General features: G+C 63.2%; 6 protein-coding genes and 1 pseudogene. 6 read left to right on the top strand and 1 reads right to left on the bottom strand.

Going from position 1 to position 10,853, the window contains the following annotated elements:
- Positions 1-6 precede the first annotated feature (6 nt).
- Together ACZYZ9_RS11680 and ACZYZ9_RS11685 are read left to right on the top strand one after the other, a co-directional pair.
- Entirely contained in the window at positions 7-693 is a 687-nt protein-coding gene (locus ACZYZ9_RS11680) for a DUF998 domain-containing protein (RefSeq protein ID WP_463826406.1), read from the top strand.
- Positions 690-2,162 carry a PPE domain-containing protein gene (locus ACZYZ9_RS11685; protein WP_463826407.1) on the top strand — a complete coding sequence of 491 codons (1,473 nt, stop codon included), beginning with the start codon at positions 690-692 and terminating at the stop codon, positions 2,160-2,162. The genes ACZYZ9_RS11680 and ACZYZ9_RS11685 overlap by 4 nt, the downstream gene beginning before the upstream one ends.
- A 38-nt stretch (positions 2,163-2,200) precedes the next feature.
- Here the strand turns inward: ACZYZ9_RS11685 and ACZYZ9_RS11690 are convergent, their stop codons facing one another.
- Entirely contained in the window at positions 2,201-4,438 is a 2,238-nt protein-coding gene (locus ACZYZ9_RS11690; RefSeq protein ID WP_463826408.1) for an NADP-dependent isocitrate dehydrogenase, read from the bottom strand.
- A 963-nt stretch (positions 4,439-5,401) separates the two neighbouring features.
- Here ACZYZ9_RS11690 and ACZYZ9_RS11695 point away from each other — a divergent pair.
- From ACZYZ9_RS11695 to miaA, 4 genes and pseudogenes are all read left to right on the top strand, one after another.
- Positions 5,402-8,044 carry a cytochrome b5 domain-containing protein gene (locus ACZYZ9_RS11695; RefSeq protein ID WP_463826409.1) on the top strand — a complete coding sequence of 881 codons (2,643 nt, stop codon included), beginning with the start codon at positions 5,402-5,404 and terminating at the stop codon, positions 8,042-8,044.
- On the top strand, positions 8,031-9,383 hold the full coding sequence (locus tag ACZYZ9_RS11700; RefSeq protein WP_463826410.1) for an FAD-binding oxidoreductase: 1,353 nt from the start codon (positions 8,031-8,033) through the stop codon (positions 9,381-9,383). Before ACZYZ9_RS11695 ends, ACZYZ9_RS11700 begins: the two co-directional genes overlap by 14 nt.
- Positions 9,380-9,940, top strand: coding sequence for a hypothetical protein (locus ACZYZ9_RS11705; protein ID WP_463826411.1), 561 nt, complete (start codon positions 9,380-9,382; stop codon positions 9,938-9,940). Before ACZYZ9_RS11700 ends, ACZYZ9_RS11705 begins: the two co-directional genes overlap by 4 nt.
- Positions 9,941-10,144: 204 nt before the next feature.
- Positions 10,145-10,774 (top strand): annotated as a pseudogene (gene miaA, locus ACZYZ9_RS11710) (tRNA (adenosine(37)-N6)-dimethylallyltransferase MiaA); the annotation flags it as partial.
- Between the last annotated feature and the right edge of the window lie 79 nt (positions 10,775-10,853).

The following is a 10,853-nucleotide window of genomic DNA, read 5'->3' on the forward strand; positions in this document are numbered from 1 at the left end:
ACCGCGATGACGTTGCAGGCTGAGGTGGCCGTCCGCGCCCCGCGCCTGGCCGCGACGCTGTTGTGGGCCGGCGTGGTCGCCGGCGTCTGCATGACCGTGACATCGTGTTTGTTGGCTGCCGCGCGGCCTGGATTCGACATCCGCCGCCACCCCAACAGCCTTCTGGTGCTGGGTGATTGGGGGTGGGTGCAGACCATCGACATACTGGTCTACGGTGTGCTGCTGGTCGCCTTCGGAGTGGGTGTCGGATGGTCCGCGTGGCCGCAGCGTTCCGGGGTGGTGGCCGCGGCCGGGCTGGTGGGTTACGGTCTGGGCGCCGGCTTCATCGTCGGTCTGTGTCCGCCGGAGCCCGCTTTCGGCTTCCCGCCGGGAACGTCCGGCGGGTTCCCCGGTTACGACGCGTTGAGCACGTCCGCCAGGATCCACGGCATCGGCGGCATGATCGGATTTCTCGCGGTCACCGTGGCATGTTTCGCCTTCGCCCGGTACTTTGCCGGGGCCGGTGATCACCGGTGGGCCGCGCTGTCGGCACTGGTGGGGATCTCGGTGCTCGCGGTCTGCGCCTATCTGGGTGTCAACGCTTCGGCTCGGGCCGACGAATTCGATTACGTGCCAACATGGGTCGGCAGCCTCGTGCTGTGGCTCTATGTTTCCGCGGTCGCCGGCAGACTCCTCGTCGGATCGCGGCGATGACTGCGCCGATATGGGCGGCTGTGCCGCCCGAGGTGCACTCGGCGCTGCTGTTCAGCGGGCCCGGGCCCGGCGCGATACTCGCCGCGGCTGCCGCCTGGACCGCGCTGGCACGCGAGTATCTGGGCGCTGCAACAGAATTGAGCACCTTGCTGGAGGTGGTGGGGGGCTCGTCCTGGCAGGGATCGACCGCCGAGCGATATCTCGCCGCACACGCGCCGTATCTGGCCTGGCTGGCCGCGCAGAGCAGCAACAGCGCCAACACCGCTGCCCAGCACGAGGTCGCGGCTGCTGCCTACACCGTGGCGCTGGCCACCATGCCGACACCGGCCGAGCTGGCGGCCAACCATGCGGTGCACGGCGTGTTGGTGGCCACGAACTTCTTCGGCATCAACACAATTCCCATCGCACTCAACGAGGCGGACTACGCGCGAATGTGGATCCAGGCCGCCACCACAATGAGTACCTACCAGGCGGTGACCCAGACCGCGGTGGCGGCAATACCGGCCGACTCGCCGGCCCCGCCGGTGATCGCCGCAGCCGAAGCGCAGTCCTTGGCGCAAATCTGGAACGACATCCTCGACGCGTTGGCGCCCACCATCCTGACCTTTCCGGCTGGGCAGGAAACCCTGGATTTCTTGCGCAACCCACTCAATCTGATTCAGGCGTTCCTGGTCGACTTCGCCGCCAATCCGGTTGTGGCACTGACGACCTGGGGCCCGATAATTTTTGTGATCAGCTACAACTTCTGGGGTTGGCCGCTGTGGTGGACGCTCTACGGGATGCTGCTGGCGTCGCCGCTGCTGATGGCCGCCGCGGTCGGGCTGGCCGGACTCAGCGGCCTGGCCGCCCTGGCGGTGCCGGAACCCGCATCGGTGCTGCCCGATGCCGCGGGCGATTCGCTGCCGCACCAGTCCGGATCCAATCCGTTCCCGATGGCGTCGATCGCGCCGATCACCGGAATCGCGGCACCCGCGACTACCCCGACCGGTCTGACCGGTGTCGGTGGTCCCAGCGCGGCACCGCTGCCGGGGCCGCCGGCGGCAGTGCCCTATGCGGTCGGCGGTATGGACCCCGACCAAGGCGTCGGCCCGACCCTGACCGACCACACGGCGGCAAAGGCACCCGCTGCGGATCATGCGGCCGTGGCATCCGCGACGGCGGTCTCGACCGCAGCGCAGCGGCGCAAGGCCCGCCGCCGTCGCGCGGCCGACGTCAAGGACCGCGGATACGTCTATGAATTTCTGGATTCCGATGAAGCGACGCCGGCTGGCCCGGAACCGACAGAGCTCGGTGCAACCGCTTCGGACCGGGGTGCCGGTAGGGAGTTCGGCTTCACCGGCACGCACCATACGTCTGGGGCTATCGAGCCCGCCGGAATGACCGAACTGGCCGCCGACTCATTCGGCAACGGGCCGCCGCAGCCGCTGCTGCCCACCACGTGGACCGACGAGACGCACCCGCCGCGCTGACGCCCTGAACTCCATCGCTCCGGGCGGCAGGCCGGCGGTCATTCCCGGGCGTCGGACAACGCGTCGTTGAGCGTCTTGCTCGGCCGCATGATCGCTGCGGTCTTCTCCGCATCCGGGTAGTAATAGCCACCGATGTCGGCCTCTTTACCCTGAGCTTCGTTCAGCTCGGACACGATCTTGTCCTCGTTCTTGGCGAAGACCTCCGCGAGTTTGCCGAAGTGCTTCTTCAGGTCCTCGTCGTCGTCCTGATCGGCGAGCTCCTGCGCCCAGTACATCGCGAGGTAGAACTGGCTGCCCCGGTTGTCGAGTTCACCGGTCTTGCGCGACGGGCCCTTGTTGTTCTCCAACAGCTTGCCGATCGCGGCGTCCAGGGTCTTGCCCAGGATCTTGGCCCGCTCGTTGTCGGTCTTGATCCCGATGTCCTCGAAACACGCCCCCAGCGCCAGGAATTCACCCAGTGAGTCCCAGCGCAGGTGGTTCTCCTCCGTCAACTGGTGAACGTGTTTGGGTGCCGAGCCGCCGGCGCCGGTTTCGTACAACCCACCGCCCTTCATCAGCGGCACGATCGACAGCATCTTGGCGCTGGTGCCCAGCTCGAGGATCGGGAACAGGTCGGTGAGGTAGTCGCGCAGGATGTTGCCGGTGGCAGCGATGGTGTCCAAGCCTCTGATCAGGCGCTCGAGCGTGTATCGCATGGATCGCACCTGGGACATGATCTGGATGTCCAGACCTTCGGTGTCGTGATCCTTCAGATAGGTGTTGACCTTCTTGATCAACTCGTTCTCATGCGGGCGGTAGGGGTCCAGCCAGAACAGCACCGGCATGCCGGAGTTACGTGCCCGGTTGACCGCGAGCTTGACCCAGTCGCGAATCGGCTCGTCCCGCACGATCGGCATGCGCCAGATGTCGCCTTCTTCGACGTTCTGGCTGAGCAGCACCTCGCCCGTTTCGAGGTCGACGATGTTGGCGACCCCGGCCTCGGGAATCTCGAACGTCTTGTCGTGCGAGCCGTACTCCTCAGCCTGCTGAGCCATCAGCCCCACGTTGGGGACAGTGCCCATGGTGACCGGATCGAACTGTCCGTTGGTCTTGCAGAAGTTGATGATCTCCTGGTAGATGCGGGAGAAGGTGGACTCGGGGTTGACCGCTTTGGTGTCCTTCTGCCGCCCGTCGGCGCCGTACATCTTGCCCCCGGCGCGGATCATCGCCGGCATTGACGCGTCGACGATCACGTCGCTGGGGGAATGGAAGTTGGAGATGCCCTTGGCCGAGTCGACCATCGCCAGCTCCGGCCGGTGTTCGTGGCAGGCGTGCAGATCCCGGATGATCTCGTCGTGCTGGGACGCGGGCAGCGACTCGATCTTGTCGTAGAGGTCGACCAGTCCGTTGTTGACGTTGACGCCCAGTTCGTCGAACAGCTCCTGGTGTTTGGCGAAGGCGTCCTTATAAAAGATGCGCACCGCATGCCCGAACACGATCGGGTGGCTGACTTTCATCATCGTCGCTTTGACGTGCAGGGAGAACATCACGCCTGTTTTGTGCGCGTCCTCCATCTGTTCTTCGTAGAACTCGCACAGCGCCTTCTTGCTCATGAACATGCTGTCGATCACGTCGCCGTCCTTCAGCGACACCTTGGGCTTGAGTTCGATGGTCTCGCCACTCTTGGTCTCCAGCACCATCTTCACGTCGCATGCGTGGTCCACCGTCATGGACTTCTCGCCGTGGTAGAAGTCGCCGTGCTTCATCGTCGCGACATGTGTGCGCGAGGCCATCGACCACTCGCCCATGCTGTGCGGATGCTTGCGCGCGTATTCCTTGACCGCCTTGGGTGCGCGACGGTCGGAATTACCCTCCCGCAGAACGGGGTTCACCGCGCTACCCAGGCAGTTGGCGTACTTGGCGCGGATCTCCTTTTCCTCGTCGGTCTTCGGGTTCTGCGGGAAGTCCGGAATCTTGTAGCCCTTGCTCTGCAACTCCTTGACCGCTTTAACCAGCTGCGGCACCGAGGCACTGATGTTGGGCAGCTTGATGATGTTGGTGTCGGGATGCTGGGTCAGCTTGCCCAGCTCGGCCAAGTTGTCCGGAACGCGCTGGTCTTCGTCGAGTTCGTCGGGGAACTGGGCGAGGATGCGGGCCGCCAGCGAGATGTCACTGGTCTTGATCGTGATGCCGGCCGGCTCGGCGAACGCACGCACGATCGGCAGAAAGGCGTAGGTCGCCAGCAGAGGCGCCTCGTCGGTCAGCGTGTAGATGATGGTCGGCTGCTCGGCGCTCATGCGTGTTCTCCCGGCGTCAGTGTCGGACAGATTGTGAAAGGCTCAGTTCATCGTCAGCCACGTAACCGACCCTAACGTACGGGCGACTTCCGGGTCCGACCCCGACAGGGGACTCTAAGCGGCCACCGATGAACTTCGCGGCGGTGTATCGAGCCCGCGGCAGCAATGGCAGGTGCATCCGCTCGCGCCGCGGGCCGGACTGGGGCCGGGCGGGCCCACCCGGAACGCTGGTGCATTGCCCAAAAGACGGTGGCGCCAGCTCTTTTGGTGAAGTGCGCCGGCCTGGTCGGCGCAGCTGTCCAGATCGCGAAACATTCAGGCAATTCACGAGATCCGGTTGCGGTGATGTGGACCACATGTTTATAGTTCCGTCCGTCCCGCTCAGATTCAGCACCTGAGCCGGGGCCACCCCTCGCTCGAATCTCCCTCTAAAGGAGATCGAGACACGTCGGCATTCCCCGTAGGAAGGCCGATCCCAGCTGCAGCGTCGGCGTCGGTAACCGCTCTCAACGAGGGCCGACGGTCGAATTGCGCGTACTCGGCCCTCCCTGAAAAGGAGGCCCGGGATTTCTTCGCGAATTTCCTGCCTCTCTCCGGGGGACAGGTGTCCCGAAAACTTGCTATTCGTGGAAAGTGAGGTTATTCGGCCCTTGTCCAGAAAACAAATAACTCCGCAGGTCCGGCGGGCGTGGCGATAGGAAACGCTGCGTCAGATATGAAGAATCTATGAGTATTCGCGGGACGACAGAACTTTGCGCCACTAAGTACTGGATACTCGAGCAATGCGGCACCCAATGAAGAGTTTCGCCCGGCAACCGACAGCGAGACGAGATATGCGGTCCCGCAGCAGAACTGGGTAGCAACACGCGCAGAAATAGTGCCTGACCTCGCGTTTGGCAAGCACCGATATCGAGCAGTTTTTACACCCGCTGGTCTCCACTGAGAGGTGTTATTGTGCCGCCCTTGACCCCTGTCGAATCATTGTTGAAAGACAGCGCGACCGATGTTTACGGCCACCGTGGATTTATCAGCCAGGACTACGAGTTTCTGCCCCGGGAACCGCTACCGCGATGTCTGCCTGCCCAATGGCGGGTTTGGGACGAATTCCTGGCTGAAATTCCTTCCTGGTATCGCGCCGGTCAGGTGTGCCGGAATTTGATGAGCCTGCCCGCGCTGGATCCCACTGGGCTGCCGGACAAGTATCTGGTTCGGGCGAACATGGTCCTGGGCGTCCTTGCCCTCGGGTTCAAATACTGCTGGCAGGAGATGGACGAAGGCAGTCAGCGTCTCCATGCGGGCACCCTGGTGCCTACCGTCGGCGACAGTGTGCTGGCGCCTGTGCAAGCGCAGGTGATGCAGCCTTGGCAGGCAGTGTGGCGGCGAATGGGACGGCATCGGTCCTGTGTGGAAAGTGACTTGTTTGTCGCCAACTTCGTGTGGGGCGGGGATGAACGCTACACACCCGAACGCGTCAGAGGCGACAGCTGCCGGTTGCTCGCGCCATTCTTTTTATCGAGGACCGAACACCAGTTCTGGTTTTCCGTCATCGAAATCTGCTCCCGTTTCCCCGGTGTCAGTGCTCCCTTGGCGATTCAACGCGCTATGCAAGCCGAAGATCATGCGGGTGTGGCAGGACAACTAGTCCGACTTGCGCGGATCTGGCAAACGCTGGTCGAGGAAGTGCTGGCCTCGGCCGACACCCGGGTCAGCGCGGTCGAGTGGGGAAATACCACCGCACGGTGGACAGCCGCGATGTCCGAAGGCGAGGAGGGCTTTTCGGGGCTGTTCGCGCCCGCCTGGCACGTCATGGACCAGCTGATCGGGCGCACCAAGTACACCTCGTTTCTCGGACAGATCATGACGAGAACACGTGCAATGCTGCCGCCCGCGTGGCGGGAATTGATTGCCGCCGTAGGTGATATGCCCGTGTCCGAGTACGTCGCGACGCATCGCGGGCGCTGCCCCGAACTCGACGAGGCCTACCACTTCCTGTGCGAGAGCTACGGGTATTTCTTCCAGTTGCACCACCGGAAAGTGTTCGCCTATTCCTACCAGGCGATTCTCAGTGGTCGGGAGAGAAGCAACGGGGGGATCGAAGGAAACGCCTCGACACCGGGGTGGGAACTGGCGAACCGCCACTTGCGGGTGAGTGCGGCCGAACGACTCAGCGGCTCGCGGCGTGCTCATGCCCATGTGCTCCCGGTGCAGACCGATGGCTGCACCTCGCGATTGTGGAGGTTGCCGGTACGCGATCTGGGCTGGCTGCCCGGCGACCGCGCGGCCATCGGTATCGAGCACCGGGATGGAACGCGCGCAACGCTTCTGGCGAATTTTGTGCGCCGAGACCCGGGCGGCAACGAAACGATCTTCTGGGCTCCTGTGGTCGACGACATCGCGTCGATTCGCTTCGTAGAGCGCGAACCAGGTGCGTTCTGCCGGCCACCGAAACAACCTTCACCCGTCGTCATCTTCTCCGATGTCGACTGCCTTGGCATGGGGATAGCGCTCGGACAACACCAGAATGCCCGCGCCGCCGCAGTATGGCTGGAAGGGGCGAACGTCCCCGCTGAGCTGCGTGCTCTGGTGGACGGGGACATGACCTTGGTATCGCATCCGAACCTGGTTGGTCTCGTGCAGCAGCGCGCGGGCGAGTTGTTTCAGTTACTCGACGGCCCGGCGCACCTCTACGTGTTGGGCGACGCGGTGTTCGTGCGGCGCATTCACACCGCATTGCGTACGGCGATCGCCATGCATTCCGCTTTGGTGGACGACGCGTTCCGACGTCTACGCGAACAGCGGCGACTCCATTTTTGTGTGCAGCCGGCCACGGGCGCGCGGCCGGCCGTGGCGGCCCGCCTGTATCCGTGGGATGTCGCCACCGCAACGGACCCGCGTTGCCGGGTGCGGGTCATCTGTCGAAACAATGTCCTCGACATCACCGGGTTTCTGGCCATCCATATCGGCGGTGACACCATCTTGTCGATGCTGGCCGGGACCGACATCACCAAAGAATTCGAGATTGCGCACGGCTCGGCAGCCAAGACGCTCGGCATGCCCGACGTGTTCGTCGAAGGCGCAGTGGCGCCCATGCCCGAGTCACTGCAACCGCTGACCGCCTTTCTCTACAAAGTGGTCCGGTACACCAATGCATTTGTCGTCACCCAGACCGAGGTTCTCCGGAACAACGAGACCGACAGCTATGTGCAGGCGTGTGGTCTGTTGAGCGCACTTCAGCTCTGGCCCGAAGCGACGATGTGGGGCCAAGAACTGGCGCAATGTCTTGGAATCGACACTCCGCAGCAACACGTTCTGGAAAACCTGTGCAGCTCTCACCACAAGAACATGATTGCCTTCGTCAAGGACTGCCTGTCGGAGCCAACCGGTGTGGCGAACTGGGCGGACCGACTGTCCACCTGCGTTGCCACCTACGAAGATTACGGCCGGATGCTGACCCTGCACCTCTGCGACATATTGCGGGAGGCGTACTTCGAGGGCGCCGTCGCCGTCGGCAAAGCCGCGCCCGACCATATCGACGATCTGACGCGGTACGCACAAATTCGGTTCGGCGCCCTCCGGCAGAGCAGGCCTGAGTATGACCGGTGTTGACCTGTTGCGCAGCAATCTCCGTGGCCGACTTCTGGTCAAGGGGGATGACGACTACCACTCGGCGCGGCGCCTGTGGAACGGCCGTGTCGACAGACATCCCGCAATGATCGTCCAGTGCCGCGGGGTGTCTGACATCGTCGAGACGGTGCGGTTTGCCAACGCTCGGTCAACGCCGGTTGCCGTCCGCGCGGGCGGCCACGGCGTCGCCGGACACGCGATGATCGACGACGGCATCGTCATCGACCTGTCCGCTCTGAAAGGGATTGTCGTCCATCGCGAGGACAAGACCGCCTGGGCCCAGGCTGGTCTGCTCGGCAGCGAATTCGACCACGAGACTCAGCAATTCGGGCTGGCCACACCACTGGGCACGGTGTCGCACACCGGGATATCAGGACTCACGCTGGGGGGCGGTTATGGTTGGCTGTCCCGGCGCCACGGTCTGGCCTCGGACAACCTCCTGGCCGTCGACGTCGTGACGGCCCGTGGTGAATACCTACGCGCTGACCGCGAGAACCATCCCGATCTCTTCTGGGCCCTGCGCGGCGGTGGCGGCAACTTCGGGATCGCCACCTCCTTCCATTACCGACTGCACGAGGTCGGTCCCGAAGTATCGGGTGGCTCAATAACTTTCGGGATCGCCGACGCGAAGGCCGTCTTCGACTTCTACCGCGAGTTCACTGACCAGTGCAGTGACGATGTCACCATGTATCTCACTTTCATGCAGGTCGACGATCAACGCGTCTGCGTCCTGTCGCTGCTGTCCTACCTGCCTGCCACCGACCATGCACGGCTGGTCGCACGCGTGCGCGCACTGGGCACACCCCTGCGCGACGAGATCGGCAAGATCCGCTACTCCGAGTTGCAGAGCATGCTCGATGCGCATGTGCCCCACGGCAAGCACTACTACTGGCGGGCCGGATATCTGGGCGCGGGATCGCTGACCGCTGAGGCCGCCGCAACACTGCTGGATCAGGTGGACACCATCACCTCACCGCGCAGCCTGGTCTCGGTGGAACACGTAGGTGGTCGGATCAACCACCACGCTCCCAGCGACACCGCATTCCCGCACCGCAGCGCGACCTACAACCTGCTGATCTGCTCGGCCTGGGAGGAGCGGCAGCCGCCCGAGGAACATGTCAGCTACGCCGACGACTGCTGGCAGGCGATGTCGGGTCACATGCTGGGCAAATCGCTCTACCAGAACTATGGCAGCACGGATCCGCGCGCCGTCTACGCGTCCAACTACACCCGGCTCGCGCAGCTCAAACGTGAATACGATCCCGATCAACTGCTCACCGGCAACGGGTTGTTCGGTGCGGTCAAGAAAGGTGATTTGTGAACAAAGCCCCGTTTTACGTCGAGCTGGAAGCACAGCTGCGCGCTGCACTCAAGAAGGGCCTGGCAGACTTCCGGAACAGTAAATACTTCACCTATTGCAGTGAATACCATGACTTTCTCTGGGCCGACGACCGCTATACCTACACCCACCGCAAGCGCCTGCCCCATGCGCCCTACGAATTCGCCGCGCGATACGTCGGGATACCCATGATGAACCTCCTGCTCAAAATGGGCATCTACACCAACACCTGGTTCCCCGGCTATTACGACATCGAAGACGAGTTCGCCAACGGTCGTCAGCCGCCCAAACATCCCAGCGGGCGGGTCTCCCAGATGGTCCTCCTGCATAACACCCCTGCCGGGGTCGAGAAAATGTGCATGATCGAAATAACGTTCCAGATACTGCACACCGACATCGACGGCGACTTCGGCTTCAGGGAGCCCGCGATTTCGATCGTCGAGATCTATTCCGACGAGCCCGAAAAGTATGTGCACGCGGTCGCCGCAGACGACGAAATAGACGACTACCACCTGCTCGGTGAGTCGTGGGTCATCTGACATCGCAACCCGTTTGGAGAGGGTAAGGGGTCCGGATTTCCGGTAGCGCGAGGACCTGATCTTTTGCGAGACGGCCTGGCGATACGACCCATCCGATCCTTTTCTCATTCGGCGTGTGTGCGCTGCACGGAATAGCTGTCGTCGCAGGAAGGCCACTGGAATGCCGGTGCGAAGGGGCGAATGTCCCGACGGGATGGAGCGAGCATGAGGCCGATGGCGATCATCGGACCCACAGGGACTGGCAAGTCCGAATTCGCTCTGCACGTCGCCGAAAGACTCGGTGGCAAGTGTGCTGTGGAGGTGGTGAACGCGGAGGCACCCCGGCTGTATCGGGGCATGGACATCGGAACCGGGAAGTTGCCGTATGCCCAACGCCGGAACATTCCGCATCACCAGATGGACGTCCTCGATATCACCGAAGCCGCCAGTGTCGAGAGGTATCAGCAGGCCGCCAAGGCCGATGTCGAAGCGATCCTCGCCCGGGGTGCGCTGCCGATACTTGTCGGCGGGTCGATGCTGTACGTCCAAGCGCTGCTTGATGATTGGAAGTTTCCCGATACCGACCAAGCGGTTCGCACCCGCTGGGAGCAGCGGTTGTCCGAGGTGGGACCCGCCGAATTGCACCTGGAGTTGGAACGCCGCGACCCTGCCGCAGCGGCCGCGATTCCGATTGCCGACACGCGTCGCACGGTACGCGCGCTGGAAGTGATCGAACTGACCGGCAAGCCGTTCTCGGCCCACGCGCCGCGCATCGGTAAGCCCCGCTGGGACACGGTCATCATCGGATTGGACTGTGACACCCGGAATCTGGATGAGCGGCTGGCCTTGCGCACCAAGGTTGCGTCCAGCAGAGTGGTGTACGAGTCGGACCTGATCAGCGGTACCGGCGTGTCGTAGCCGAGTGATTGAAGGT

Source organism: Mycobacterium sp. IDUB_28, from assembly GCF_055419285.1.

Excerpts from the sequence above, each read along its gene's own strand:
- ACZYZ9_RS11680 (WP_463826406.1), top strand. The coding sequence starts at position 7 with ATGACGTTGCAGGCTGAGGTGGCCGTCCGCGCCCCGCGCCTGGCCGCG.
- ACZYZ9_RS11685 (WP_463826407.1), top strand. The coding sequence starts at position 690 with ATGACTGCGCCGATATGGGCGGCTGTGCCGCCCGAGGTGCACTCGGCG.
- ACZYZ9_RS11690 (WP_463826408.1), bottom strand. The coding sequence starts at position 4,438 with ATGAGCGCCGAGCAGCCGACCATCATCTACACGCTGACCGACGAGGCG.
- ACZYZ9_RS11700 (WP_463826410.1), top strand. The coding sequence starts at position 8,031 with ATGACCGGTGTTGACCTGTTGCGCAGCAATCTCCGTGGCCGACTTCTG.